The 25444-nt window shown below is 71.9% G+C and carries 25 protein-coding genes; 19 read left to right on the top strand and 6 right to left on the bottom strand.

Annotated elements, in window-relative coordinates:
* Nucleotides 1-156 precede the first annotated feature (156 nt).
* The 5 genes from ACLBXP_RS13310 (at nucleotide 157) to ACLBXP_RS13290 (ending at nucleotide 7054) form a co-directional block, all read left to right on the top strand.
* Nucleotides 157-1188 carry a PAS domain-containing protein gene (locus ACLBXP_RS13310; RefSeq protein ID WP_447668192.1) on the top strand — a complete coding sequence of 344 codons (1032 nt, stop codon included), beginning with the start codon at nucleotides 157-159 and terminating at the stop codon, nucleotides 1186-1188.
* A 285-nt stretch (nucleotides 1189-1473) separates the two neighbouring features.
* Complete coding sequence (locus ACLBXP_RS13305; protein ID WP_447668190.1) at nucleotides 1474-2499, top strand: PAS domain-containing protein; 1026 nt, start codon at nucleotides 1474-1476, stop codon at nucleotides 2497-2499.
* A 282-nt stretch (nucleotides 2500-2781) separates the two neighbouring features.
* Nucleotides 2782-3813: a PAS domain-containing protein gene (locus ACLBXP_RS13300; protein WP_447668188.1), complete on the top strand. Its 1032-nt coding sequence runs from the start codon at nucleotides 2782-2784 to the stop codon at nucleotides 3811-3813.
* A 42-nt stretch (nucleotides 3814-3855) separates the two neighbouring features.
* Nucleotides 3856-6579, top strand: coding sequence for an excinuclease ABC subunit UvrB (gene uvrB, locus ACLBXP_RS13295; RefSeq protein ID WP_447668186.1), 2724 nt, complete (start codon nucleotides 3856-3858; stop codon nucleotides 6577-6579).
* 109 nt (nucleotides 6580-6688) lie between these two features.
* Nucleotides 6689-7054 (top strand): hypothetical protein, encoded by a 366-nt coding sequence (locus tag ACLBXP_RS13290; RefSeq protein ID WP_447668184.1) that lies wholly within the window; start codon nucleotides 6689-6691, stop codon nucleotides 7052-7054.
* A gap of 19 nt (nucleotides 7055-7073) precedes the next feature.
* Here the strand turns inward: ACLBXP_RS13290 and ACLBXP_RS13285 are convergent, their stop codons facing one another.
* Nucleotides 7074-8588, bottom strand: coding sequence for an NAD(P)H-hydrate dehydratase (locus ACLBXP_RS13285; RefSeq protein WP_447668183.1), 1515 nt, complete (start codon nucleotides 8586-8588; stop codon nucleotides 7074-7076).
* A 204-nt stretch (nucleotides 8589-8792) separates the two neighbouring features.
* Between ACLBXP_RS13285 and ACLBXP_RS13280 the strand changes: the two genes are divergently transcribed.
* The 13 genes from ACLBXP_RS13280 (at nucleotide 8793) to ACLBXP_RS13220 (ending at nucleotide 19355) form a co-directional block, all read left to right on the top strand.
* On the top strand, nucleotides 8793-9131 hold the full coding sequence (locus tag ACLBXP_RS13280; RefSeq protein ID WP_447668181.1) for a P-II family nitrogen regulator: 339 nt from the start codon (nucleotides 8793-8795) through the stop codon (nucleotides 9129-9131).
* A gap of 171 nt (nucleotides 9132-9302) precedes the next feature.
* Nucleotides 9303-10715: a type I glutamate--ammonia ligase gene (gene glnA / locus ACLBXP_RS13275; RefSeq protein WP_447668179.1), complete on the top strand. Its 1413-nt coding sequence runs from the start codon at nucleotides 9303-9305 to the stop codon at nucleotides 10713-10715.
* Between the two features lie 443 nt (nucleotides 10716-11158).
* A complete protein-coding gene (locus ACLBXP_RS13270) occupies nucleotides 11159-11431 on the top strand; it encodes a hypothetical protein (protein WP_447668177.1) in 273 nt (90 codons plus the stop codon).
* 77 nt (nucleotides 11432-11508) lie between these two features.
* Nucleotides 11509-11874 carry a hypothetical protein gene (locus ACLBXP_RS13265; RefSeq protein WP_447668176.1) on the top strand — a complete coding sequence of 122 codons (366 nt, stop codon included), beginning with the start codon at nucleotides 11509-11511 and terminating at the stop codon, nucleotides 11872-11874.
* Between the two features lie 14 nt (nucleotides 11875-11888).
* Nucleotides 11889-12527 carry a VOC family protein gene (locus ACLBXP_RS13260; protein WP_447668174.1) on the top strand — a complete coding sequence of 213 codons (639 nt, stop codon included), beginning with the start codon at nucleotides 11889-11891 and terminating at the stop codon, nucleotides 12525-12527.
* Nucleotides 12528-12581: 54 nt separating this feature from the next.
* Nucleotides 12582-13160: an NADPH-dependent FMN reductase gene (locus ACLBXP_RS13255; RefSeq protein ID WP_447668172.1), complete on the top strand. Its 579-nt coding sequence runs from the start codon at nucleotides 12582-12584 to the stop codon at nucleotides 13158-13160.
* Nucleotides 13161-13244: 84 nt separating this feature from the next.
* Entirely contained in the window at nucleotides 13245-13583 is a 339-nt protein-coding gene (locus ACLBXP_RS13250; RefSeq protein ID WP_447668171.1) for a hypothetical protein, read from the top strand.
* Nucleotides 13584-13732: 149 nt separating this feature from the next.
* Nucleotides 13733-16048: a ribonuclease R gene (gene rnr, locus ACLBXP_RS13245; protein ID WP_447668169.1), complete on the top strand. Its 2316-nt coding sequence runs from the start codon at nucleotides 13733-13735 to the stop codon at nucleotides 16046-16048.
* A gap of 30 nt (nucleotides 16049-16078) precedes the next feature.
* Nucleotides 16079-16549 carry a DUF983 domain-containing protein gene (locus tag ACLBXP_RS13240; protein ID WP_447668167.1) on the top strand — a complete coding sequence of 157 codons (471 nt, stop codon included), beginning with the start codon at nucleotides 16079-16081 and terminating at the stop codon, nucleotides 16547-16549.
* Entirely contained in the window at nucleotides 16494-17243 is a 750-nt protein-coding gene (locus ACLBXP_RS13235) for an NUDIX hydrolase (protein WP_447668165.1), read from the top strand. Before ACLBXP_RS13240 ends, ACLBXP_RS13235 begins: the two co-directional genes overlap by 56 nt.
* Nucleotides 17244-17382: 139 nt before the next feature.
* A complete protein-coding gene (gene rpmG / locus ACLBXP_RS13230) occupies nucleotides 17383-17550 on the top strand; it encodes a 50S ribosomal protein L33 (protein ID WP_010684598.1) in 168 nt (55 codons plus the stop codon).
* A 160-nt stretch (nucleotides 17551-17710) separates the two neighbouring features.
* Complete coding sequence (locus tag ACLBXP_RS13225) at nucleotides 17711-17953, top strand: hypothetical protein (RefSeq protein ID WP_447668163.1); 243 nt, start codon at nucleotides 17711-17713, stop codon at nucleotides 17951-17953.
* Nucleotides 17954-18020: 67 nt separating this feature from the next.
* Nucleotides 18021-19355 (top strand): leucine-rich repeat-containing protein kinase family protein, encoded by a 1335-nt coding sequence (locus ACLBXP_RS13220; protein ID WP_447668161.1) that lies wholly within the window; start codon nucleotides 18021-18023, stop codon nucleotides 19353-19355.
* 115 nt (nucleotides 19356-19470) lie between these two features.
* On the opposite strand, the gene ACLBXP_RS13215 is transcribed toward ACLBXP_RS13220, so the two are convergent.
* Nucleotides 19471-19668, bottom strand: a complete 198-nt coding sequence (locus ACLBXP_RS13215; RefSeq protein WP_447668159.1) for a hypothetical protein — start codon at nucleotides 19666-19668, stop codon at nucleotides 19471-19473.
* 95 nt (nucleotides 19669-19763) lie between these two features.
* Nucleotides 19764-20420, bottom strand: a complete 657-nt coding sequence (locus tag ACLBXP_RS13210) for a glutathione S-transferase family protein (protein WP_447668158.1) — start codon at nucleotides 20418-20420, stop codon at nucleotides 19764-19766.
* 312 nt (nucleotides 20421-20732) lie between these two features.
* Between ACLBXP_RS13210 and ACLBXP_RS13205 the strand changes: the two genes are divergently transcribed.
* The gene (locus ACLBXP_RS13205) at nucleotides 20733-21947 is read left to right on the top strand and encodes a polyhydroxyalkanoate depolymerase (protein WP_447668157.1); all 1215 of its coding nucleotides are present in this window, start codon (nucleotides 20733-20735) and stop codon (nucleotides 21945-21947) included.
* Here the strand turns inward: ACLBXP_RS13205 and ACLBXP_RS13200 are convergent.
* The 3 genes from ACLBXP_RS13200 to ACLBXP_RS13190 form a co-directional block, all read right to left on the bottom strand.
* Nucleotides 21928-23001, bottom strand: coding sequence for an acyltransferase family protein (locus ACLBXP_RS13200; protein ID WP_447668156.1), 1074 nt, complete (start codon nucleotides 22999-23001; stop codon nucleotides 21928-21930). The genes ACLBXP_RS13205 and ACLBXP_RS13200 overlap by 20 nt on opposite strands.
* 85 nt (nucleotides 23002-23086) lie before the next feature.
* A complete protein-coding gene (locus ACLBXP_RS13195) occupies nucleotides 23087-24541 on the bottom strand; it encodes a TolC family outer membrane protein (protein ID WP_447668371.1) in 1455 nt (484 codons plus the stop codon).
* A 288-nt stretch (nucleotides 24542-24829) separates the two neighbouring features.
* Nucleotides 24830-25177, bottom strand: coding sequence for a hypothetical protein (locus ACLBXP_RS13190; protein WP_447668154.1), 348 nt, complete (start codon nucleotides 25175-25177; stop codon nucleotides 24830-24832).
* Nucleotides 25178-25444 lie beyond the last annotated feature (267 nt).

The raw sequence follows: 25444 nt of genomic DNA, 5'->3' as shown, positions 1-25444 counted from the left end.
TGCAGGCGCTCGAGCCGCCCCTCAGATCTCAGACGTCTCGGGGCAGCAGCACGTCGCACGAACACTGCATCCGTGCGCGCAGGCCGAACGCGTCATCGTGGATATCTCGACGGTATCCATCGAATGCCGGCGGCCGCTGCCCGGAGACGCGCGGCCATGACGATGCTGACCTCCCCAAAGGCTTTCGCCTTCTCGTCGCGCGAGCACCTGCGCCTCATCGAGAGCTTCGGGCTGACCGGCAACTGGAGCTGGACCTTCGCGACCGACGAGCACGCGTGGTCGCAGGGCCTCTTCCGCCTCCTGGGGCTGGAGCCGGGCCTCGTCCGCCCGAGCTACGAGCGGTTCCTCTCCCTCGTGCACCCGGAGGACCGCCTCGGCCTCGCGACCAGCGCGCAGGTGATGCAGGAGGGCATGCCGGGCGAGCACACGCTCCGGGTGATCCGGCCGAATGGCGACGTCCGCGTCCTGTCGACCTGGATCGAGATCTACTTCGCGCCGGACGGGCGGCCGCGCGGGGCGGCCGGGGTGGTCCTCGACGTGACCGACCGGGATGTCCTGGCGCGCGCCGAGGCCGCAGAGCGGCGGCGGCAGTGGGCCTTGTTCGAGCAGGCGCAGGTGATCTCGGCCGTCATGAACTCGACCCCAATCCCCGACCCACCCCGCGAAGTCAGCGTACTGACCGGCAAGTCGATGGAGGAACTTCGCGAAAACCCCGGTGCCACCATTGTTCCCGAGCAGCAGGCCAGGGGTGCCGCGATGAGCGAGAAGGCCATGCGAACCGGCACGCTGACCTATGGAACCTACGACTACGCGCTAGCGGCGGGCGACACGGCACGGTTCTGGGTCTTGCTGGTGCCGCTGCACGATGCACGCGGAACTGTGACGCAATGGTACGGGCAGAGCGCCCCGACCACGTTCGGCACCCCGGAACTCACGGCGGGCTTGAAGGAGAGCCTGGAGCAGCAGATCACCAGCCCTTCCCTCCGCGCCGCCCGCGCCCTGCTCGGCTGGTCGATGCACGACCTCGCTCGCGCCAGCGGCCTGTCCTTCTCGACCGTGCGCCGCCTGGAGGAGGGCGGCGAGGGCGCAGCCAGCCGCTCGCGGCACACGGCCATCGCGGCCCTGCGCCGGGCCGGCATCCGGTTCTCGCTCCTCGACGGCGGCACCGTCGCGGTCGGCAAGGCCTGACAAGTCGGTCGACTTGCCAGCGGATTCGCACGCGACCCGCAGGTGGTGGCTTGAACAACGCGCCGCGGCGACACCAACATTCGTTAAATTCCTGCAGGAACGCGCGGCGGAGCGCCGCTTCCGAAGCGAAGACCGCAGGATTCGACCGCGGGTGAATGCCATGGCGCCAGTCGGCTCGGCCCTCTTCATCGCACGATTACACCAGCTCGGCGGCGCCTGGACGCACGCTCGTCCCGCGATTGCTTGCCCGGCGCTCGCGGCTCCGCGCACCGTGAATCGGCTGCGGTGAACGCCGCGCTCGACGTGCGGTCGCTGGCCTTCTCGTCGGCGGAGCGCCTGCGCCTGCTCGAAAGCTTCGGGCTGATCGGCTCATGGGGCTGGACCTTCGCGACTGACGAGCACGCCTGGTCGCCGGGCCTCTACCGCCTCCTGGGGCTGGAGCCGGGCCTCGTCCGCCCGAGCTACGAGCGGTTCCTCGCCCTCGTGCATCCAGAGGACCGGCGCGCACTCGCGACGACCGCGCAGATGATCCAAGGGGGCATGCCGGGCGAGCACACCCTCCGGGTGATCCGGCCGGCCGGCGACGTCCGCACCCTGTCCACCTGGGTCGAGACCTACTTCACGCCGGACGGACGGCCCCGGGGTGCGGCCGGCGTGGTCCTCGACGTCACCGACCGGGACGTCCTGGCACGCGCTCAGGCGGCCGAGCGGCGGCGGCGGCACCTGCTGTTCGAGCAGACCCGGTGCGTCATCTTCGCGAGCACCCTCCGGAGCGAGTTCGTTTCGGCCGAGATGACCGCCCTCACCGGCGTCACGCCGGACGCGATCGCCGTGGACAGCTTCAGCGTGCTCGTCTCGGACGAGCGCGAACGCTGGCGCAACCTCGCGATCCCGGCCCTGAGCGAGGAGCGCGCGTTCACGGTGACGCCGCACCTCTACATGTCCGAGGGCGGCCGCGAACGGTTCCGCATCGACTGCGTGCCCGTGCGGAACCCCCTCGGAGTCGTCGACGAGTGGGTGAACGTGGTCCACCCGATGAGCTGTGGGGTCGAAGCCACCGAGCAGGTCCGCGAAGGGTTGGAGCAGGGGGTCGAGAGCCGTCACCTGCGCGCCGCCCGGGCGCTGCTCGGCTGGTCGATGCACGACCTCGCTCGCGCCAGCGGCCTGTCCTTCTCCACCGTGCGCCGCCTGGAGGAGGGCGGCGAGGGCGCGGCCAGCCGCTCGCGCCACACCGCCATCGCGGCCCTGCGCCGGGCCGGCGTCCGGTTCTCGCTCCTCGACGGCGGCACCCTCGCGGTCGGCAAGGCCTGACGGGCAGGGCGGCCCGCAGATTTGCGTCGGGGTCGCGCGAAGTTGCTTGAACAACGGGTTGGCCTGGATTTAACGTGAGTTAAATTTCTGCGGGAGTGGCCCGTCGAAGCGCTGCCGACGCAGCGAAGATCGCCAGATGCAATCTCAGGTAAATGCCATGGCATCAGGCGGCGGGCTTCCCCTCATCGCGCGATTACGCCGGTCCGGTCGCGCCCGGCCGCGCGCAGCGGCCCCGAATGCTTGCCCGGCGCTCGCCGCGCCGCGTGCCGTGGATCGGCTGCGGTGAACGCCCCGCTCGACCTGCGGTCGCTGGCCTTCTCGTCGGCCGAGCGCCTGCGCCTGCTCGAAAGCATCGGCCTGACCGGCTCCTGGGGCTGGACCTTCGCGTCGAACGAGCACGCCTGGTCGCCGGGTCTCTACCGGCTGCTCGGGCTCGAAGTCGGCGCGGTGCGGCCGAGCTACGACCTGCTGCTCCGGTTCGTGCATCCCGAGGACCGGGATGGCATCGAGACCGAGGCGCAGGTGCGGCGCGACGGCTTCCTGTGCGACCGCACGGTCCGGGTGGTCCGGCCGGACGGCGCGGTCCGCATCCTGTCGGGCCGCAACGAGCTCTATGCCGGGCCGGACGGGCGACCCCGCGCGGCGGCGGGCCTGCTCCTCGACATCACCGAGCGGGAGGCGCTCGCCCGCGTGGGGGAGTGGGATCGGAGGCGGCAATGGGCGCTGTTCGAGCAGGCCCAGCTCATCACGGCCAGCGTGCCGTCGCTTCCCACGTCGGCAATGCCGCACGAGGTCGAGCTGTTGACGGGCATACCGCTCAATGAACTGAGCGCCGATCCATCGATCAGCACCGTTCCGGAGGACCGGGTCAGGGGCCTCGCGATGATCGTGGCGGCGGCGAGGGAAGGCCGGATCGGCTCCGGCACCTATCGGTACCGCCTGGCGACGGGCGGCACGCGCGCGTTCCGGCTCACGCTCCTGCCGCTGCGCGATGCGACCGGCGCCGTCACGGAATGGTACAACATGACGTTTCCGGAAACGCTGACCCAGGTCGAGCAGGTGCCAGGCGTCGTCGAGGGCCTGCAGCAGGGCATCGCGGGCCGTCACCTGCGCGCCGCCCGCGCCCTGCTCGACTGGTCGATGTACGACCTCGCCCGGGCCAGCGGCCTGTCCTTCTCCACCGTGCGGCGCCTGGAGGACGGCGGCGAGGCCGCGGCCAGCCGCTCGCGCCACGTCGCCGTCGCGGCCCTGCGCCGGGCGGGCATCCGGTTCTCGCTCCTCGACGGCGGCATCGTCGCGGTCAGCAGGGGCTGAGCCGCCCTTTCCGGGCCCCGGCCGAGCCGCCATATTACGGGCATGCCGACTCCCAGGAAGCCCCGCCCCGCCGCCGGCAAGGCCGAGAAGCCCGAGCTGAAGCCCCTCGACCCGTTCCTCGCCGAGCTGCTGAACCCGGCGCTGAACCGGAACCGCCTGCCGGACCCGCCGGCGCCCGCGGCCCGGCCCTCCGAGCCGAAGCGGCGCGGCCGCGCGCGCAAGCCCGACGCCGCGCCCGGGACGGGCTTCGGGGAGGCGCCGCAGGCGACCTTCGCCCACGGCGGCGCGGCGGATGTCGACCCGCGCCTCGCCCAGGCGCTCGGCCTGCGCGACGGCGCGGACGGCCCGGCGCCCGAGGGCGCCGTCGAGGACGGGCAGGCCCCGCTCGCAGCGGACGGCGTGTCGGCCACGGTCGACGCGCTGTCGCGGCTCCTCACCGAGGGCAACCCGCTGTTCAAGGACGGCAAGACCTGGATGCCCCACCGGCCGGAGCGTCCGCAGAAGTCCGAGGGCGGCGTCCGCTTCACGCTCAAGTCGGAGTTCGAGCCGGCCGGCGACCAGCCCACCGCCATCGCCGAGCTCGTCGGCGGCGTGCGCGGGGCCGAGCGCGACCAGGTGCTCCTCGGCGTCACGGGCTCGGGCAAGACCTTCACGATGGCCAAGATCATCGAGGAGACGCAGCGCCCGGCCCTCATCCTCGCGCCGAACAAGACGCTCGCCGCGCAGCTCTACGGCGAGTTCAAGAGCTTCTTCCCCGACAACGCAGTGGAGTACTTCGTCTCCTACTACGACTACTACCAGCCCGAGGCCTACGTGCCGCGCTCGGACACCTTCATCGAGAAGGAGTCCTCGATCAACGAGCAGATCGACCGGATGCGCCACGCCGCCACCCGGGCGCTGCTGGAGCGCGACGACGTGATCATCGTCGCCTCGGTGTCGTGCATCTACGGCATCGGCTCGGTGGAGACCTACACGGCGATGTCCTTCACCGTGAGCCTCGGGGAGAAGATCGAGCAGCGCCAGCTCGTCGCCGACCTCGTGGCCCTGCAGTACAAGCGCATCCAGTCGGACTTCGCCCGCGGCACCTTCCGGGTGCGGGGCGACGTGATCGAGCTGTGGCCGGCCCACCTGGAGGACCGCGGCTGGCGCATCGGCCTGTTCGGCGACGAGGTGGAGCGGATCACCGAGTTCGACCCGCTGACGGGCAAGACCATCAACGACCTGAAGTTCGTGAAGGTCTACGCCAACTCCCACTACGTGACGCCGCGCCCGACGCTGCAGCAGGCGATCAAGGGCATCAAGACGGAGCTGAAGGGCCGCGTCGAGGAGCTGACCCGGATGGGCCGCCTGATCGAGGCGCAGCGCATCGAGCAGCGCTGCACCTTCGACATCGAGATGATCGAGGCGACGGGCGCCTGCAACGGCATCGAGAACTATTCGCGCTACCTCACCGGCCGCAAGCCCGGCGAGCCGCCGCCGACCCTGTTCGAGTACCTGCCCGACAACGCCCTCGTCTTCACCGACGAGAGCCACGTCACGGTGCCCCAGATCGGCGGCATGTACCGGGGCGACTTCCGCCGCAAGGCCACGCTCGCCGAGTACGGCTTCCGCCTGCCCTCCTGCCTCGACAACCGGCCGCTCCGCTTCGAGGAGTGGGACGCGATGCGTCCGCAATCGGTCCACGTCTCGGCGACCCCCGGCAAGTGGGAGATGGAGCAGACCGGCGGCGTCTTCGCCGAGCAGGTGATCCGCCCCACCGGCCTCGTGGACCCGGTGATCGAGGTGCGCCCCGCCCGAAGCCAGGTGGACGACCTCCTCGGCGAGGTGCGGGAGGTGGCCCAGGCCGGCTACCGGACGCTCGTGACCACGCTGACGAAGCGCATGGCCGAGGACCTCACCGAGTACCTCCACGAGAACAACGTGCGCGTGCGCTACATGCACTCGGACATCGACACCCTGGAGCGCATCGAGATCATCCGCGACCTGCGGCTCGGCGCCTTCGACGTGCTGATCGGCATCAACCTGCTGCGCGAGGGCCTCGACATCCCCGAATGCGCGCTCGTCGCGATCCTCGACGCCGACAAGGAGGGCTTCCTGCGCTCCGAGACCTCCCTCGTGCAGACGATCGGCCGCGCGGCCCGCAACGCGGACGCCCGCTGCATCCTCTACGCCGACCAGGTCACCGGCTCGATGGAGCGGGCCATGGCCGAGACCGAGCGGCGGCGCCAGAAGCAGCTCGCCTACAACGCCCTGCACGGCATCACGCCGCAATCGGTCAAGCGCGGCATCGCGGACATCCTGGACAGCGTCTACGAGCGCGACCACGTCCGGGTGGATACGGGCCTCGCCAAGGATGCCATCACGGTCGGCCACAACCTCAAGGCGGTGATGGCCGACCTCGAGAAGCGCATGCGCACGGCCGCGGCCGACCTCGACTTCGAGGAGGCGGCGCGGCTGCGCGACGAGCTGAAGCGGCTCCAGGCCACCGAACTCCTGGTCTCCGACGACCCGATGGCCCGCCAGGGCGACGTGGAGCGCGAGGCCGGCAAGTTCGGCCGCAAGGCCCCGCGCCCCGCCGGGGGCTCCCGCATCGCCGCGCCGGACCTCGGCGACATGGGCCCCGGCACCGACCGGGAGCTGCCCGTCGGCGGCCCGCCGCCGCATTGGGCGGGTGTCGGCCAGGAGCGCCCGAAGCCGCGCTCGACGCAGGGCCTCGGCGGCCAGCGCCCGAAGTACAAGGGGCGGGGCAGCCGCGGCGGGCGGTAGGGCGGGAACCCGCCCCGCCCCCGCACGCGTTCTCTCGGCAATCCGAGAGTCCCGGGGGCCGCAAGCCCCGCCGGCGGGCTCGCCCACACGCTTGCCACGGGAGAGGCCGATGCCTCGTCACACGTCTCGCACGACCCTGCGGCCGACCCTCCGCCCCCGGGCGGGCGGCCCCGTCACCGCCCTGTTCCTCGCCGGCCTCGCCCTCTCGGGCGCCGCCGCGCTCCTCGTCGCCCCGCCCGGCCTGGAGCCCGCGGCCGCCCAGTCGGTCGCGAATCCCAACGACCAGCCCACCGCCGGCACGCTCCCGTCCGGAACCTCGACGGTGAAGGGCGACCCGGCCCGCGACCGGCCGACCGCCGGCGTCAGCGCGCCGAGCACCCTGAAGCCGGGCACCCGCGTCATCCAGGACGGCGGCAACGGCGGCCGCACCAACCCCGAGGAGCACCTGCCGGGCTCGATGCGCCGCGGCGGCTGACGAGACCCGGCCCCGCCCGTCAGGCGGGCAGCTGGTCTGCCAGCCCCGCGAGCACGCGCGGCATCAGTTCCGGGAGATCCTCGGCTATGAGGCCCGCCCCGTGGCGCAGCCCCGCGTCGCCGTGCAGCCAGACGGCCGCGCAGGCGGCCCGGAACGGCTCCATGCCCTGCGCGAGCAGGCCGGCGACGAGGCCGCCGAGCACGTCGCCGGAGCCGGCGGTGCCGAGGTGGGGCGAGGCGTGGTCGTTGATCGCGGCCCGGCCGTCCGGCGCGGCGACCACCGTGTCGGCCCCCTTCAGCACGATGACGGCGCCGACGAGCGCCGCCGCCCGGCGCGCCGCGGCGAGCTTGCCCCCGTCGGCGCCCGCCTCCGTGCCGGCGAAGAGCCGGGCGAACTCCCCCGCGTGCGGGGTGAGGACGGCGCGGGCCTCCCCGGCGGCGATGTGGCCGGCAAGCTCCGCCGCCCGGTCCTTGAAGCTCGTGAGCGCGTCGGCATCGAGGACGAGGCCGCGGCCGGCCGAGGCCGCCACCGCCACGAGGTCCCGGGTCGGCGCGCCGGTGCCGAGGCCAGGGCCCGCGAGCACCACGTTGAGGCGCTCGTCGGTGAGGAGATCGTCGAGGTCGTCCGGGTTCTCGCAGGGGCGCAGCATGATCGCGGTGAGGTGGGCGGCGTTCTCCGGCAGCGCCGAGGCCGGGGAGGCCACGGTGACGAGCCCCGCCCCGACCCGCAGCGCGCCGCGGGCCGCGAGCCGCGCCGCACCCGTCCGGTAGGCGGGCCCGGACAGGACGAGGACGTGGCCGCGGGTGTACTTGTGGCTCGCCCCGCCGAGCCGCGGGAAGGCGGCGCCCCACAGGTCCGGCCCGTTCCGGTACGTCGCGGGGCCGTCCGCGGCGAGCCCAGCCGCGAGGGCCTCCGGGCCGGTGCCGATCCCGGCGCAGTGCAGCACGCCGCAGTGCCCGCGTCCCGGCTCCAGCAGGTGGCCGGGCTTCGGCGTCACGAAGGTCACGGTCTCCCGCGCCTGCACCGCCGCGCCCCGCACGGCCCCGGTGTTCCCGTCGATGCCGCTCGGCACGTCCACGGCGAGGACCGGGCGGCCGCTCGCGTTCAGGCGCTCGACCAGGGTGCGGGCGGCGCCGTCGAGGTCGCGCCGGAGCCCCGCGCCGAACAGCGCGTCGATGACGAGGGCGAAGGCCGACAGGTCGTCGGGTCCCGGGCTCGCGCCCACGGGGCCGCCCCAGGCATCGGCGGCGAGCGCCGCGTCGCCCGCGAGGGCGTCGCGCTCCCCGAGAAGGCGCAGCTCCACGGGGTGACCGGCCTCGGCGAGGAGGCGCGCCGCCACGAAGCCGTCCCCGCCGTTGTTGCCGGGCCCGCACAGCACGAGGATGCGGCCGCCGGGCTCGGCGAGCGCCCGCGCCCGGTCGGCCACCGCGGCGCCGGCCCGCTCCATCAGGGCGATGCCCGGGGTGCCAGCGGCGATGGCCGCCGCATCGACCCGCGCCATCGCCTCAACCGTAAGCAGCCGCGTTCCACTCATGCCGGCCTCGTTCGAACTCTGCCCGCCCGCCGCTCACCATCTGCCTGCGAAATGGCCCCGAGCTGCGCAACCGCACAGAGGATGTGCCAGCGCTGCCCAATGCTTAGGCAATTTCGCGGGGGTCCGAAGGAAAACACCGTGGCGAAGGCTCAACCGGAATGGTAGAAAACAGGTTCAGCGCAGCGCAGGTCAGGCCCGTCCGGCATGAAGAAGATCGAAGCGATCATCAAGCCCTTCAAGCTTGACGAGGTGAAGGAGGCCCTCCAGGAGGTCGGCCTCCAGGGCATCACCGTGATCGAGGCGAAGGGCTTCGGCCGCCAGAAGGGCCACACCGAGCTCTACCGCGGCGCCGAGTACGTGGTCGACTTCCTGCCCAAGGTGAAGCTCGAGATCGTCCTGTCCGACAGCCTGGTGGAGGGCGCCGTGGAGGCGATCCGCAAGTCGGCCCAGACCGGCCGCATCGGCGACGGCAAGATCTTCGTCTCCACCATCGAGGAGGCGATCCGCATCCGCACCGGCGAGACCGGCACCGACGCGATCTGAGCGAGGGCCGGCCGCTGCCGAGGGCGCGCTCCGTAGAAACGCATTCCCAGCGACGGCGCGGACGCTTATACCGCGGGCCGGCTTCGGCCCGCGGCGCAGCCGCGGCGCGACGGACCAGCACGCTCACCGGCCCGAACGGCCGGGTGCCGACGGAGAAGGAGACTCCCAGGGATGGCTAAGACGGCAGCGGAAGTCCTGAAGGACATCAAGGACAACGACGTCAAGTACGTGGACTTCCGGTTCACGGACCCGCGCGGCAAGTGGCAGCACGTCACCTTCGACGTCTCCCTCGTCGACGACGAGATCTTCCAGGACGGCACCATGTTCGACGGCTCGTCGATCGCCGGCTGGAAGGCGATCAACGAGTCCGACATGCTGCTGATGCCGGACCCGGCGACCGCCTGCATGGATCCGTTCTTCTCGGCCTCCACCATGTCGATCGTCTGCGACGTGCTGGAGCCGTCCACCGGCGCCCCCTACGCCCGCGACCCGCGCGGCACCGCCAAGCTCGCCGAGGCGTTCCTGAAGTCGTCCGGCATCGGCGACACGATCTACGTCGGCCCCGAGGCCGAGTTCTTCGTGTTCGACGACGTGAAGTTCGGCGCCGACCCCTACCACACCGGCTTCCAGCTCGATTCGACGGAGCTGCCCTCGAACGGCTTCACCGACTACGAGGGCGGCAACCTCGGCCACCGCGTCCAGACCAAGGGCGGCTACTTCCCGGTGCCCCCGCAGGACTCGGCGCAGGACATGCGCGGCGAGATGCTGGCCGCCATGCAGTCCATGGGCGTGAAGGTCGAGAAGCACCACCACGAGGTGGCCTCCGCGCAGCACGAGCTCGGCATGAAGTTCGACACGCTGACGCTGCTCGCCGACCACATGCAGATCTACAAGTACTGCATCCACAACGTCGCGCAGAGCTACGGCAAGACCGCGACCTTCATGCCCAAGCCCGTCTACGGCGACAACGGCTCCGGCATGCACGTCCACCAGTCGATCTGGAAGAACGGCAAGCCGCTGTTCGCCGGCGACAAGTACGCCGACCTCAGCCAGGAGTGCCTCTGGTACATCGGCGGCATCATCAAGCACGCCAAGGCGCTCAACGCCTTCACCAACCCCTCCACCAACTCCTACAAGCGCCTGGTGCCGGGCTACGAGGCCCCCGTGCTGCTCGCCTACTCGGCGCGCAACCGCTCGGCCTCCTGCCGCATCCCGTGGACGACGAACCCGAAGGCCAAGCGTGTCGAGGTCCGCTTCCCCGACCCGATGGCGAACCCGTACCTCGCCTTCTCGGCCCTGCTGATGGCCGGCCTCGACGGCATCATCAACAAGATCGACCCGGGTCCGGCTATGGACAAGGACCTCTACGACCTGCCGCCGCGGGAGCTGAAGAAGATCCCGACCGTGTGCGGCAGCCTGCGCGAGGCGCTCCAGAGCCTCGACAAGGACCGCGCCTTCCTCAAGGCCGGCAACGTCTTCACCGACGACCAGATCGACTCGTTCATCGAGCTGAAGATGACCGAGGTGCTGCGCTACGAGATGACCCCGCACCCGATCGAGTTCGTGCACTACTACTCGCTGTAAGGACCTGGAGCGGGCTGCGGCCCGCCTGACCGGGACGATTCGTGATGCCGGGGCCTGAGAGGGCTCCGGCATTTGCTTCTCCGCCCATCTCTGAAAAGAAGCCTTGGATTCATGTATATAATCTTATAACAGAACAAATAATGAATCCGAAGCCGGCGACGGCGTCAGGATCGATGACCCTGGACAGAGCGCATTGGCTCGTCGCCGCCCTCCGCGTCCGCGCGGCACGGCCCGGGCTTAGCGCCCGCTGCAGGGCTACGATCAGTTCCAGCCGTGCGTACCGACCGGCTTCGCGGAAGGTGGCCGGGAAGCTTATACGGACCGGTACATCGAGCCATATTTGCGGAGCACGTATGGAGTTGGGACCCTGAGTTTTCACAACCCGGGCCGTCGTCTCAGATTTCACATCCATACTGCCGACCCTCGAATCGATAGAAGTCGACATGGAACCTTCCCCGGAATTTGAGGAATTCGGACGCCGGTTCATACAAGATCTCGACACGGTCGCATCGAATGACGAGGAGATCTACAACTTCGTGTTGAAGCATTTTCGGGGCGAAGAGCGCGTTCGTCTGCGCGACTTCATCGATCATGCGCTCCGCGAAGCCTCGGACAGCGAGTTGCTGCAGCTCTGGGGATCTGTTGATGCCGACATCTATTTTCCGACGGCTGCCGATTTGAGGGCGATGCTGACGGGTGCGCGGGACCGGCTTTGACCCGCAGGTATCGAGCTTGACGGGGCCGCCGCACCGTCTCCACATGGGCCCCTCGATGGACGATCCGACTCGCTGCGATGGCGCGAAGCAGGAAGGCGCGGAACCGCGCGAGGCGGCGGCTGGGGCGGCTGCCGCCGACACCGGAATTCCTGCGGTTCGGCTCACTCTTCCACCAAGACATCATGGAGGACCACGAAAGCCTCGAGGCTGCCATGCTCTGGATCCTCAGGAGCTTCAAGGGCGAGGAGCGGCGCAGGCTCCGCGATTTCATCGGGCAGATTCTGAGCAGCGATTTGTCTCCGGAGGAGTTGGACAAGCTCTGGCGCTTGGCGGTGACCGACTGGTGGGTCGAGCCGAGCGGGTTCCGCTACTTGTTCAGCTTCGTGCATGATCACCTGCGCAAGGGGCTGTCGCACGGCCCGTCCTCCGCGGGCGCCCGTTAGGCCGTGAGGCGCGCATGCTCACCCTCGACCACCTCGCCGTCGTCGCCCCGACCCTCACGGAGGGCGTGGCGCACGCCCGCGCGAGCCTCGGCCTCGACATCCCCGAGGGCGGGCGCCACCGCGAGATGGGCACGCGCAACCACCTGCTGCGCCTCGGCCCGGCGCTGTTCCTCGAAGTCATCGCCGTCGATCCCGAGGCGCCTCATCCGGGGCGGCCGCGCTGGTTCGGCCTCGACGACGGGGCCCGGGTGCGGGCCGATTGGGAGGCCGGGCGGCGCCTGCGGGCCTTCGTGGCGCGCACGGACGACCTCGACGGCCTCCTCGCCCGCCATCCCGGCCTGTTCGGGCAGGCGGAGCGGATGAGCCGCGGCGATCTCGCCTGGCGCTTCGCCGTGCGGGCGGACGGGGGCCTGCCCGAGGACGGGCTCCTGCCCTGCCCGATGGAATGGGGGCCCGGCGGCAGCCCGGCCCGCGCCATGCCGGACCGGGGCGCGCGGCTCCTCGCCGTGCGGGTGGAGCATCCGAACCCGCAGGACGCCGCGGCCCGCTACGCCGCCCTCGGCCTGCGGGACGCGCCGGAGATCCGCCCCGGCCCCGTCCTGCGTTTTACAGCGGAGATCGACACCCCGGCCGGCCCCCGCACCCTGTCCTGAGCCGGGCCGGACGCGCTAGGCTCGAGCCGGACGACCCCAGATTCGGAGAACGCCATGTCGCTCGTGGTCCCGGTGATCCTCGGCTCCGTCCGCTCGGACCGGCAGGGCCTGCGCGCCGCCCGCTTCCTCGTGGGGCAGCTCGAGGCCCGCGGCCACGCGGCCCCGCTGGTGGACCCCGCCGAGCTCGGGCTCCCGCTCCTCGACCGGATGTACAAGGAATACCCGAAGGGCGAGGCGCCCGAGCCCCTGGAGCGGCTGGCGAGCCTCTACGCCCGCGCCGACGCCTTCCTGGTGGTCTCGGCCGAGTACAACCACTCGATCCCGCCGGCGCTCTCGAACACCCTCGATCACTTCCTGGAGGAGTACTTCTGGCGCCCCTCCGCGATCTGCTGCTACTCCGCCGGCCAGTACGGGGGCGTGCGCGCGGCCATGCAGCTGCGGGCGATGCTGGCCGAGCTCGGCACCCCGAGCATCCCCTCGCTGCTGCCGATCCCGCGCGTCGGCCGGGCGCTGGGCGAGGACGGCACGCCGGCCGAGGACTGGCTGCCGAAGGCCGCCGGCCGCTTCCTCGACGAGCTGACCTGGTACGCCGAGGCCCTGCGCGCCCGGCGGCAGGCCGGCACGCCCTACTGACGAAGGACTGTTGAAGGCTCACGCCCAGCCCGCTGGCATCGCCCTTGCCACGCGACCCACGTTGCGGCGCAGGGCGGATGGGACATGAACGACGCGGTTGCACGGGTGCGGGACGCCCTCGCCGAGCTGATCAAGGCGGCGCTCGCCTCGGACGATGCCCTGAGCCTCGGCTACCGCGAGGCCGCGCGCGGGCGGTTCGGCGCGCTCGTGGCCGAGCCGCCGGACCCCGCGGCGCTGAACCTCGATGGCGCCTGGACGCTGGCGATCCAGGCGGCCGAGGCCCCGGAGCGACAGGCGGAGCAGGGACAGGTGAACCTCACCCTGCCGCGGGGCTGCCCCTTCACCCTGGCGGAGCTGACGGACAGGGGCCTCGACGTGGACGCCGCCGTCGAGCGCGTGCGCAAGTCGGCCTCGACCGGGTGAGCGCCGCGCCCGGCCCCGTCGCGGGTGCGGCCTCGGGCGTTGCCCGCGGGCGCTCCCGACACCATCTTGGTTGAGATGGCCGCGCGACGGCCGGACGTCGTCGCTCCGGGCCGAGGCTCGCGGGCGCTCCTCCCGCAGAATTCTCCCCCTTGGCCAAACGCATCCAGACCCACCCCGAAGGCACCCTCCCCACCCGCGAGCAGATCCTCGCCTTCGTCGCGGAATCGACCGAGACGGTCGGCAAGCGCGAGATCGCGCAGGCCTTCGGCCTGAAGGGCGCGGCCAAGATCGGGCTCAAGCGCATCCTCAAGGAGATCGAGGCGGACGGCGCCGTCGAGCGCTCCCGCGGCGGCTTCTCCCAGGCCGGCCGGCTTCCCGCCGTGGTGCTCGCCGACATCCGCTCGCGCGACCGGGACGGGGACCTCGTGGCCGTGCCGGCCGAGTGGGACGCCGACAAGGGGAAGGCGCCCACCATCGTCTTGCTGATGCCCCGCGGGGGACGGCGCCCGAAGGCCCCGGCCCCGGGCATCGGCGACCGTGCCCTGATCCGCGTCGAGCCCGAGGGCGGCGCGCCGGACCGCTACACCGGCCGGCTCATCAAGGTGATCGGCCGGAACAAGGCCGAGGTCATCGGCGTGTTCCGGGCCGGCGCCCAGGGCGGCCGCATCGTCCTGGTGGAGAAGCGGTCGCAGGGCCGCGAGATCCTGATCCCGCCCGGCGAGGAGGGCAAGGCCGAGGACGGCGACCTCGTGAGCGTCGCCATCGAGCGCGAGACCCGGTTCGGCCTGCCGAAGGGCCGCGTGCGCGAGCGCCTCGGCTCCCTCGGTTCCGAGCGGGCCGTGAGCCTCATCGCGCTGCATCTCCACAACATCCCGCACGTCTTCGCCGAGGCGACCCTCAAGGAGGCCGACGCGGCCAGGCCCGCCGCCCTGAAGGGGCGCGAGGACTGGCGCGCCGAGCCGCTCCTCACCATCGACCCGCCGGACGCCAAGGACCACGACGACGCCGTGATGGCGCGGGCCGACGACGACCCGGACAATCCCGGCGGCTTCGTGCTCACCGTGGCGATCGCCGACGTCGCCGCCTACGTGCGGCCGGGCACCGCCCTCGACCGCGAGGCGCTGGAGCGGGGCAACTCGGTCTACTTCCCGGACCGCGTCGTGCCGATGCTGCCGGAGCGCATCTCGAACGACCTCTGCTCGCTGCGCGAGGGCGAGGACCGCCCGGCCCTCGCCGTGCGCATGGTCGTCGCGGCGGACGGCACCAAGAAGCGCCACAGCTTCCACCGGGTGATGATGCGCTCGTGCGCCAAGCTCGCCTACGCGCAGGCGCAGGCCGCCATCGACGGCCACGCGGACGACGCGACCGCGCCCCTCTTGGAGCCGGTCCTGCGCCCGCTCTGGGCGGCCTACGCCGCGCTCAAGACCGCCCGCGACCGCCGGGGCCCGCTCGCCCTCGACCTGCCCGAGCGCAAGGTGCTGATCGGGCCGGACGGCGCGGTCGACCGGGTGATCGTGCCCGACCGCCTCGACGCCCACCGGCTCATCGAGGAGTTCATGATCCAGGCCAACGTCGCCGCCGCCGAGACCCTGGAGGCGGCCCGCCAGGCGCTGATCTACCGCGTCCACGACGAGCCCGCCCTGGAGAAGATGCGGGCGCTCGGCGAGGTGCTGGCCTCGGTCGGCATCAAGCTGCCGAAGGAGGGCGCCCTGCGCCCGGCGCTGTTCAACCGGATCCTCGGTGCGGTGGCCGAGACCGAGCACGCCACCTTCATCAACGAGGTGGTGCTGCGCTCCCAGGCGCAGGCGGTCTACGCCGCCGAGAACCTCGGGCATTTCGGCCTGAACCTGCGCCGCTACGCGCACTTCACCTCGCCGATCCGGCGCTACGCGGATCTCATCGTCCACCGCGCCCTCATCAGCGCCTGCCGGCTCGGGCCGGACGGCCTCGGACCGGACGTCTCGGTGGCCGCGCTGAACCAGGTCGGCGAGCAGATCTCGGCCGCCGAGCGGCGCGCCATGGCGGCGGAGCGCGAGACCATCGACCGGTTGATCGCCCATCACCTCGCGGACCGGGTCGGAGCGACGTTCGACGGCCAGATCTCGGGGGTGACCCGCGCCGGCCTGTTCATCAAGCTCGCCGAGACCGGGGCGGACGGCTTCGTCCCGATCTCGACCCTCGGGGCCGACTACTTCCGGCACGAGGAGGCCCGGCACGCCCTCGTCGGCGAGCGCACGGGCGAGACGCACCGCCTCGGCGACCGGGTGGAGGTGCGCCTCGTCGAGGCGGCCGCCGTGGCCGGGGCGCTGCGCTTCGAGCTGCTGACGGAGGGCCGCAGCCGCTCGGGGGCCGGGAAGGGGCCGAGCAAGGGCAAGGGGCCCGCGAAGCCGCACCGGCAGGGCCCGCGCGGGCGCCCGGCCGGCATCCGCACCACGGGCTCGCGGCACCGCGGCTCGCGGCGCTGAGCGAGCGGGCACACGAGGAGACTTGCAGGCATGGCGCTCACCGAAGCCCCCGTCCGCACCGGCCTGGTCCGGTCCATGGCCCGCGGCTTCCTGGGGCGCTGCCCCCATTGCGGGGAGGGCCGCATCTTCGGGCGCTTCCTCAAGGTACGGCCGGACTGCGAGGCCTGCGGCCTCGAACTCCACCACCATCGCGCCGACGACCTGCCCCCCTACCTCGTGATCTTCATCGTCGCCCACCTCGTCGGCTACCTCATCCTCGAGGTGGAGATGGGCTACGACGTGCCGCTCTGGTTCCAGCTCACCTTCTGGCCGACCTTCACCCTCGGCCTCGCCCTCGTCCTGCTGCAGCCCGTGAAGGGCGCGGTGGTGGGCCTGCAATACGCCCTTGGCATGCACGGCTTCGCCACGCTACCGGAGGCGCGGGACGGGCCGGAGGAGACGCGCGGTGGAACGGACGACGGAACCCAGGGCCCCGGCGCCCCCCGCCTCCGCCGCGCCTGAGGGGGCGCGCCAGGCCGCCCTTCGGCCGCGCGACGCGGCGACGCTGATCCTGCTCGACCGGCGCGGCCGCAAGCCCAAGGTGCTCATGGGCCGGCGCAACCCGGCCCTCGTGTTCATGCCGGGCAAGTTCGTGTTCCCGGGCGGGCGCATCGAGGCGGGCGACCGCCGCATGAGCGTGGCGGGCGCCCTGCCCGACTACGCCGAGGCGGCGCTCGCCCGCCGCGTCACCCGCCCACCGCACCATCTCGGCCGCGCCCTGGCGCTCGCCGCCATCCGCGAGACCTACGAGGAGACGGGCCTCCTCGTCGGCACCCGCGCCTACGGCCCGCCCGACGCGGTGCCGCCGGGCTGGGAGGCCTTCCGGAGCCACGGCGTGCGGCCGGACCTCGAGGCGCTCCACCTCGTCGCGCGGGCGATCACTCCGCCGAAGCGCGTGCGCCGCTTCGACACCCGGTTCTTCGTGGCCGAGCGGACCGCCGTCGCGGCGGAGGAGCCGGGCCGGGTGGGCGAGACCCGGGAGTTCGTGGAGCTCGCCTGGATCGACCTCGCGGCGGCGCGCAAGCTCGACCTGCCCCACATTACGGGCGTGATCCTCGACGAGCTGGAGGCCCAGATCGCGGTCGATTTCGCGCCCCACCGCGAGATCCCGCACCACGACGAGCGGCACGGCAGGCGGCGCCGCAGCATCCTCTGAGGCCGGCCCCGGGGGCGGGCCCGCCCTTGACGCGCGCTGGCCGATCGGGCATTGACCCGCGCGTATTCGGCCGGGCCTCCCCGGCCATTTTGCGTTTCGCTCGCATGCGGAATGCCGCAATCCTCAGGAGCGCCGCACCATGGCCAAGGCCGTCACCGTCAAGATCAAGCTCGTCTCCACCGCCGACACAGGCTACTTCTACGTGACGAAGAAGAACTCGCGCACGCAGACCGAGAAGCTTTCGATGCGGAAGTACGATCCCGTCGCGCGCAAGCACGTCGAGTTCAAGGAATCCAAGATCAAGTGAGCGCCGGGCTCGCGCAGCGAGCCTGCAGCACGCCGCGAAGCCGCCCTCGGGCGGCTTCTTGCGTTTCGGGCCCACGATGACGGGCGAATACCTCGAAGGGCGGTGTTGTGCGGACCCGCGTCCGGATCACCCTGGGACCTCGAACCGATAGGGTGATCCCATGCTCCTGCTTCGCACCGCCGCGGCGCTCGCCGCCCTCGTCGCCCTCACGGCCGCGACCCCCATGCAGCGCCAGCCCACGCCCGCCGCGCTCCAGGGCGGCCCCTCCACCGAGCAGGCGAGCGCGGACCAGCAGATGAACGCCTCCGCCCTCGGCGAGGCGCGCCGGAAGGCCGACGCCCAGATGAGCGTCTGGGAGGCCAAGGTGAAGCGGAGCCTGAACGGGATCTGCCGCGGCTGCTGAGCCACCAGCGCCGCCAAGCCAGGCACGGGACTCGACCGGGCGGGCGCCCTCCCCTAGTCCTGTCCCGATGATGCAGGCAGCCGCGCGGGACGACGCCGACGCGCCCGAGGAGCTGCTGCGGCGGCTCCGCCGGGGCGAGCTGGCGGGCATCCGCGCCCTACGCCTGCCGGCCTGCGGGCTCACGGAATTCCCGCCGGAGATCCTCGGCCTCGCCGACACGCTCGAACGGCTCGACCTCGCCGGCAACGCGCTCACCGGGCTGCCGGGCGAGTTCGGCCGGCTGCGGCGGCTGCGGGTGCTGTTCGGCTCCGGGAACCGCTTCGCGCGGCTGCCGCCGGTCCTCGGCGACTGCCCCGCCCTGAGCCAGGTCGGGTTCCGCGACACCGGCATGCGGGAGGTGCCGGCCGAGGCGCTGCCGGCGCGGCTGCGCTGGCTGACCCTCACCGGCAACCGCATCGCGACCCTGCCGGACGCCCTCGGGGAACGCCCGCAGCTGCAGAAGCTGATGCTGTCGGGCAACCGGCTCGACCGGCTGCCGGAGAGCCTGGCGGATGCGGGGCGCCTGGAGCTCCTGCGGATCTCGGCGAACCTCTTCGACGTCCTGCCGCCCTGGCTCGCGCGCCTGCCCGCCCTCGCCTGGGTCTCCTGGGCCGGCAACCCGGGTGAGCCCGCCTTGCCGGCCGTCGCGGCGCCCACCATCCCCTGGTCCGCGCTGACCGTCGGGGCCCCGCTCGGCGCGGGCGCCTCCGGCATCGTGTCGCGCGCCGCGTGGACGGCCGGGGCCGGGCCCGCACGGGCGGTCGCCCTCAAGCTGTTCCGGGGCGCCATGACGAGCGACGGCCTCCCCGAGGGGGAGATGGCGGCCTGCCTCGCGGCGGGGGACCACCCGAACCTCACGGGCGGCCTCGGCCGCGTCGCGGACCACCCCGAGGGGGCCCAGGGCCTCCTGCTCCGGCTCCTGCCGGACGGGTGGTCGGCGCTCGCGTCCCCGCCGAGCCTGGAGAGCTGCAGCCGGGACGTCTACGCGCCGGCCCTGCGCCTTCCCGCGGACGTCGCGCTGCGGATCGCCGGCGCCGCCGCCCGCGCGGCCGCCCACCTGCATGGCCGGCGGCTGCTGCACGGCGACCTCTACGCCCACAACGTCCTGTGGGACGGGACTTCCGGCGAGGCGGTGCTGAGCGACTTCGGCGCGGCCTGCGTCCTGCCCACGGGCGAGGCCGCCGCCCTCGAACGGATCGAGGTCCGCGCCTGGGGCCTGCTCCTCGGCGAGCTCCTCGACCGCTGCGAGCCGGAACCCGCCGGGATCAGGGCCCTGCGCGAACTGGAGCGGGCCTGCACCGGGCCCGATGCCGGCGCCCGCCCGCGGATGCACGAGGTGGTCCGCCGGCTCGGGACGGCCTGAGGCGACGGGTCATACCAGATCCGATTGATCCCTTCGGGATGGCGGATCTGGGCTTCGCTCACGCGCCGCGCGGGCTCGCTGATACGGGCTCCGCTTCGATCAAGCGGAGCCCGTATCAGCGGTGCTCCTCGGCGCCGAGGAGGCGCCCGATCTCGGCCTCGCCCGCCGCCCGGGCCTGCTCGGGCGACGGGTGCGGGCTGTCCGAGCGGCGGAAGAGCTTGCCCCGGTCGCGGATGACCCAGGTGAAGTGCCCGGCGAAGTCACGGCTCGCACGGATCTCCAAGGTGTAGAGATGCCTTTGATTCGCGCCCATGCCCGAACTATGGCGATCTCCCCCCGCTCCTGCCAACTGGGACGCATCGTCTCTCGCGCGCCCGCGCGGGGACCGTCAGAACTCCGGGCCTTTCCTCAGAACTCCATGTCGAGTTCCTCGATCTCGTCGGGCTCGGCGGCCGCGGCGGCGGCCCATTCGGTCATCAGCGGCCAGGCCAGGATGTGGTCGCGGTAGGCGGCCGCCCGCGGGGGCAGGTCCACGTCGTAGGTGCGGAAGCGCGTGCAGACCGGGGCGTACATGGCATCGGCGAGCGTCGGGTGGTCCCCGAACAGGAACGGGCCGCCGTAGCGGTCGAGGCAGTCGTCGAAGATCGTCACGATGCGCTCGATGTCGCCCTTGGCCCCGTTGAAGATCCGGAAGTTCGGGTGGTGCGCCCGGAGGTTCATCGGCAGCGCCGAGCGCAGGTTGATGAAGCCGCCGTGCATCTCGCCCGCGATCGAGCGGCAATGGGCCCGCGCCACCGGGTCCGCCGGCAGGAAGCCCGCCTCCGGATAAGTCTCGTTGAGGTACTGGGACAGGGCGAGCGTGTCCCAGACGACGATCTCCCCGTGGCGCAGCCGGGGGACCAGGAAGGACGGCGACAGGTGGAGGAGTTCCGCCCGCGTCGACGCGTCGGAGCCCGAGAGCACCTCCGTCTCGAAGTCGAGGCCGGCCATCCGGCAGATCAGCCAGCCGCGCAGGGACCAGGAGGAGTAGTTGCGGCTGGAAATCGTGAGCGTCGCCGCGGTCATCGGTTTTCCCTCCCGGTAGGACTGTCGTGCGCGACGGGCTCGATCCGAGAGCTCGATCCAAGAGCCCGATCCAAGAGTCGTGCCGCCGCCCGCTCCGGACCCATCCTGGCACGGCCCGTGCCTACGCCGAAGAGCGGAGTGATGCAGTGGCACCACAGCCCTGTGCCTTCGTACTTTTTGGCGGTTGCGGGCTCAACGCACCCGGATAATTCTTCACGCACAATGTTCTTGCAGCGCACAGAGGCGTGGCTGCCTTCTCCTTCCGCCGTTGAGACCCGGGTTCCGGGCCCTGCGCGCACGAGTGCCAGCCCGATGCTCTACGACGCGTTCGAGATCCAGACCGACCTCGCGGAGCGCACGCGCGCCTGGGGCCGGGTGCTGCACGACGCCGTCTCCCCCTGGGTCTCGGCCGGCCATCGCGAGCCGGCCACCTGGTGGTCGGCCGGCGCCCGCATGATGATGCGGGCCGGCCTCACCTTCGCGCGGCCGGCCTACGGCATCGACACGGTGAGCGTCGGCAACCGCGTGGTGCCGGTCACCGAGGAGCCGGTGGCCCGCACCCCCTTCGGCACGCTCCTGCGCTTCCGCAAGGACACCGACACGGAGCAGCCCAAGGTGCTCGTGGTGGCCCCCCTGTCCGGCCACTTCGCGACGCTCCTGCGCGGCACCGTCCGCACCCTGCTGCCCGACCACGACGTCTACATCACCGACTGGCACAACGCCCGCGACGTGCCGCTGGAGGCCGGTCGCTTCGGCTTCGACGATTACGTCGACCACCTCGTGGGGTTCCTGGAGGCGATGGGCGGGGGCGGCCACCTCGTCGCGGTCTGCCAGCCCGCCGTGCAGGCCCTGGTGGCCGCCGCCGTGATGGCCGAGGCCCGCAACCCCGCCGCGCCGCGCAGCATGACGCTGATGGCGGGCCCGGTCGATTGCCGGATCAGCCCCACCTCCGTGAACATGCTCGCCACCTCGAAGCCGATCGCGTGGTTCGAGAAGAACCTGATCAGCACCGTGCCGCGGCGCTACGCGGGGGCGGGCCGCAAGGTCTATCCCGGCTTCATGCAGGTGACGGCCTTCATGTCGATGAACGCCAAGCGCCACATGCAGGGCCACGCGGACCTGTTCTGGCACCTCGCCAACGGCGAGACCGAGAAGGCCCGGGCGATCGAGAGCTTCTACGACGAGTACTTCGCGGTGCTCGACCTGCCGGCGGAGTTCTACCTCGAGACCGTGCGGATGGTCTTCCAGGAATACACCCTCGCCAAGAACGAGCTCAGCTATCGCGGCCGTCGCCTCGACATGGGCGCGATCCGGCGCACCGCCCTGATGACGGTGGAGGGCGAGCGCGACGACATCTGCGCGGTCGGCCAGACCATGGCGGCGCACGACCTCTGCACCGGCCTCGCGCCCCACATGAAGAGCCATCACCTGCAGGCCGGCGTCGGCCATTACGGCGTGTTCTCGGGCCGCCGGTGGGAGGGGCAGACCTACCCGCTGGTGCGCAACTTCATCCAGTCGCACAACTGACCCGCGCGGGCCGGCGGCCGAGCGCGATCAGCCCGGCCCGCAGGGGCCGCTCGAACAGGCGCCAGGACGCCGCGGCCAGCGCCAGGCTGATGGCGAGGTCGAGGACCACCCCGGCCGCCGGCGTCGGCGCGAGGCCGAGGGGCGCCAGCAGGCGCCCGGCGTGGACCACCGGGTGGAACAGGTAGGCCCCGTAGCTGACGAGGCCGATGCCGCGCAGGATCGGGGTGTCGAGGAGGCGCACGGCGACGGCCTCCTGGTTCTGGACGATCTGCACCAGCAGCAGCGCGACGAGGAGGCCGCTCACCCGGCCGAGCATCAGCCACAGGCCGGTCGGCGCGGCGACGAGCGGGAGCAGCACGAAGATCAGGAGCGCGAGGACCATCGCGGCGCTGCCGCGAAGGAGCCGCGGCAGCGGCCGCCCGGCCGCGAGGCCGGCGAGTCCGCCGAGGGCGAGCAGGGTGAGGTTCACGAGCGGGTTCACGTCGAACGCGACGCGGTCGCCCCCGGCCCGCCACAGCACGACGTGGGAGAGGATCCCGAGCCCCACGAGGCCCGCGCAGGTCGCTCCGAGGCGTGCGCGGGGCAGGTAGAGGACGAGGGGCGCGAAGACGATGTAGAACTGCTCCTCGACCGCGAGGCTCCAGAGATGGCCGAGATCGGTCCCCCAGCCGTGGCGCTCGACGTAGAGGTCGGTCAGGTAGAGCCAGTTCGCGACCTGCCGCCCGGTCTCCCCGAGATCGACGAGGCCGTGCAGGCTCAGGGCCGTGAGAACGGCCAGGAAGACGTAGTAGACCGGCGCGATCCGCGCCGTGCGGCGCCCGTAGAACGCCGCGAGCGCCCGGCCGGGCGTCAGGTCTCCGGCCTCGACGGCCTCGCGTTCCCGCGCCAGGATGCGGGTGATCAGGAAGCCGCTGAGCACGAAGAACAGCCACACGCCCGCGCTGCCGAGCGCGTCCGTGCGGGTTGTCGGGACCTTGTGGCTGACGAAGACCATCAGGAACGCGATGGCGCGCAGGCCGTCGAAGCCGGCGATGCGCCCGTCCCGTGCCGTCATCCCGACCGCTCCCGCGGGCCGCCGCGGCCCTGCGGGAGCTTGGCGCGGGCGGAGCGGGCCGCCCACACCCTCAAAAGGTGGAGGCTCAGCGTCCGTCGGGGGTCCGGACGCCGAACCAGAGGTCCTTGACCTGGTCGAGGTGGACCTTGGCGCTGTAGCTCGCCACCGGCAGCGCCGTGAAGCGCGCGGTCAGCCGCCCGACCGCCTGAACCACCCCGTAGGAGAAGATCACCCGGTCCCGCTGCGCCGTGATCAGGTTCACCCGCGCGTTCAGCAACTCCTGCTGCGCGTTCAGAACGTCGAGCGTCGTGCGCTGGCCGACCCGCGCTTCCTCGCGCACGCCGTTCAGCGCCACCTCGTTGGCCTGGACCTGCGCCTGCGAGGCGATCACCCGCGCCTTGGCGGCCTCCAGACGTCCCCAGAAGTCCACGATCTGCGCCCGGACCTGGTCGCGCACCTGCTCGGCCTGGATCCGGGTCTGGTCCACCTGCTCCTTGGCCTGGCGCACCTGCGCGTAGACCTGGCCGCCCTCGTAGATCGGGATCGATATCCGCCCCAGGATCGAGGCCGTCAGCCCGTTCGAGTTGGCCAGCTGCTGGTCGTAGCGCTGGCTGACCGCGCCCTGCAGGCTCACCGTCGGGTAGAGCTGGCCCTCCAGCACCTTCACCTGCGCCTCGGAGGCGTCCACCGAGTGCAGCGCCGAGACGATCTGCGGGTGCTCCTTGAGCCCGATCTGCACCGAGGCGTCGAGGCTTGCCGGCACGAAGCGGTCCAGCGGCCGGCCCGGGGCGAGCTGGCGCGGCTCGACGCCGATGACCTGGCGGTAGATGCCGATCGAGGCGCGCAGCTGCGCCTCGGCCGCGCTGACGTCCGAGCGGGCGCCGGCAAGGCGCGCCTCAGCCTGGGCGACGTCGGTGCGGGTGACCTCGCCGACGTTGAAGCGGTCGCGGGTCTGGCGCAGCTGCTCTTCGAGCACCTCGACGTTGTTGCGCCGCAGCTCCAGCGTTGCGGTGTCGGACAGGACGTTCATGTAGGCCTGCACGCCGTTGTACAGGACCGTCATCTCGGTGAAGCGCAGGGTCTCGCGCTGGCTGTAGACCGTCGACTCGGCGCGGCGCGTGTTGTTGTCCGTCTGGAAGCCGTTGAACAGCGTCTGGTTCACCGTCAGACCTGCCCCGCCCGGAAGCGTGGTCGAGCGGAAGCTGTTGCCGCCCCCGCCGCCGAGGGCGCCGAGCGTCGTCTCGGACGGGAAGGTGCCCTCGAAGCGCGAGACGGAGATGTCGGCGCTGAGGTTGACGGTGGGCCGGTAGCCGGACTGGGCGATGGCGACGGTCTCGTCCGTGGCGCGCACGCCCGCGCGCCCGGCATTGAGCTGGGGGTTGCCGCCATAGGCCCGCGCCAGGGCGCCCTCGAGCGTCTCGGCCCGGACCGGACCTGCGGCCAGGAGGCCGGCGCTCAGGAGGCCGGCACCCGTGGCCAGGACCGCCTGACGAAGCGCCGGGCGACTCGGCCAAGCTCTGCGTTCTCTCACGTCGATCAGCCCTTACGCGTTGAACCCGCCTCGCCCGATGGCCGCGAAACGCGGCCGTTCTGGGCCGGGCAGTCACCCGGTCCCGCCTCCCGGCGCGATCATAGGCGAAGCGCGGCCTTATCGCACCGCGGCTGACGCAAAACCGCTCAGAATGACAGGAGCTGATCCATAAAAGAGACACAGCTGCGCAGCCGGTCACGGCCCGGCAGCGAGCCCCCCGTGCCAGATCCGGTCGATTCCTTCGGGATGGCGAATCTGGGCTTCGCTCATGGGCCGCGCGGGCTCGGGCGACCGGCTTCAGTGCAGCCGCACGCCGAGCGCCCGCGGCCCGGCCTGATGCGCGAGACGCTGGCCGACATGCCACAGGGCCTGGGCGATCAGGTCCTTCAGGACGCGATCCTCCTCGCCCGACGCGCGGCGATGGGCTTCGAGGAGGGCATCGGCGACACTCTCCGTCGGGTCCTGCAGCGTGCATGCTGCGGGCAGCGGACCGGATCCGGGCAGCGGGTTGGCCCTGTGCGCGTCTTCGAGGCGCCGAAGCAGATCTTGAGAATTCCTGACCGTGCAGCGTGTCTGCTCGATGATCTCACGCATATCCTGCAGCAGTCTGGCATTCTGCATACAAATCGTGCGAGCGTTCTTCATGGCGCACCCCCCGATGCCGCGTGGATGTAATGTGCGCTTCTGCACGATAACAAATCAACGGGAGCGGGAGGCCAGAGTTCTACCTAGCGCCGCGACATTTCCGCGGTGGATGACTGAGATCTTCGGAACGCTCAGCGCGCGGCCCCTCTCCGCGGACGGGGCGCGTGGCTGCCCGGTGGGCGACGCCCGCAACCGTTTTCCTAACGGACACGCTGAAACCAACCGCCGCCCGCTTCATTCCCCTCATGTCGAATTAATATGGATTAA

The organism is Methylobacterium sp. A54F (genome assembly GCF_053346035.1).
This window is presented reverse-complemented; position numbering and strand designations above follow the sequence as displayed.

Coding starts and splice junctions, on each gene's coding strand:
- ACLBXP_RS13220 (WP_447668161.1), top strand. CDS start 18,021: ATGATGCAGGCAGCCGCGCGGGACGACGCCGACGCGCCCGAGGAGCTG.
- ACLBXP_RS13205 (WP_447668157.1), top strand. CDS start 20,733: ATGCTCTACGACGCGTTCGAGATCCAGACCGACCTCGCGGAGCGCACG.
- ACLBXP_RS13255 (WP_447668172.1), top strand. CDS start 12,582: ATGTCGCTCGTGGTCCCGGTGATCCTCGGCTCCGTCCGCTCGGACCGG.
- ACLBXP_RS13265 (WP_447668176.1), top strand. CDS start 11,509: ATGGCGCGAAGCAGGAAGGCGCGGAACCGCGCGAGGCGGCGGCTGGGG.
- ACLBXP_RS13310 (WP_447668192.1), top strand. CDS start 157: ATGACGATGCTGACCTCCCCAAAGGCTTTCGCCTTCTCGTCGCGCGAG.
- ACLBXP_RS13240 (WP_447668167.1), top strand. CDS start 16,079: ATGGCGCTCACCGAAGCCCCCGTCCGCACCGGCCTGGTCCGGTCCATG.
- uvrB (WP_447668186.1), top strand. CDS start 3,856: ATGCCGACTCCCAGGAAGCCCCGCCCCGCCGCCGGCAAGGCCGAGAAG.
- ACLBXP_RS13260 (WP_447668174.1), top strand. CDS start 11,889: ATGCTCACCCTCGACCACCTCGCCGTCGTCGCCCCGACCCTCACGGAG.
- ACLBXP_RS13270 (WP_447668177.1), top strand. CDS start 11,159: ATGGAACCTTCCCCGGAATTTGAGGAATTCGGACGCCGGTTCATACAA.
- rpmG (WP_010684598.1), top strand. CDS start 17,383: ATGGCCAAGGCCGTCACCGTCAAGATCAAGCTCGTCTCCACCGCCGAC.
- ACLBXP_RS13285 (WP_447668183.1), bottom strand. CDS start 8,588: ATGAGTGGAACGCGGCTGCTTACGGTTGAGGCGATGGCGCGGGTCGAT.
- ACLBXP_RS13210 (WP_447668158.1), bottom strand. CDS start 20,420: ATGACCGCGGCGACGCTCACGATTTCCAGCCGCAACTACTCCTCCTGG.
- glnA (WP_447668179.1), top strand. CDS start 9,303: ATGGCTAAGACGGCAGCGGAAGTCCTGAAGGACATCAAGGACAACGAC.
- ACLBXP_RS13215 (WP_447668159.1), bottom strand. CDS start 19,668: ATGGGCGCGAATCAAAGGCATCTCTACACCTTGGAGATCCGTGCGAGC.
- ACLBXP_RS13290 (WP_447668184.1), top strand. CDS start 6,689: ATGCCTCGTCACACGTCTCGCACGACCCTGCGGCCGACCCTCCGCCCC.
- ACLBXP_RS13250 (WP_447668171.1), top strand. CDS start 13,245: ATGAACGACGCGGTTGCACGGGTGCGGGACGCCCTCGCCGAGCTGATC.
- ACLBXP_RS13225 (WP_447668163.1), top strand. CDS start 17,711: ATGCTCCTGCTTCGCACCGCCGCGGCGCTCGCCGCCCTCGTCGCCCTC.
- ACLBXP_RS13200 (WP_447668156.1), bottom strand. CDS start 23,001: ATGACGGCACGGGACGGGCGCATCGCCGGCTTCGACGGCCTGCGCGCC.
- ACLBXP_RS13190 (WP_447668154.1), bottom strand. CDS start 25,177: ATGAAGAACGCTCGCACGATTTGTATGCAGAATGCCAGACTGCTGCAG.
- ACLBXP_RS13280 (WP_447668181.1), top strand. CDS start 8,793: ATGAAGAAGATCGAAGCGATCATCAAGCCCTTCAAGCTTGACGAGGTG.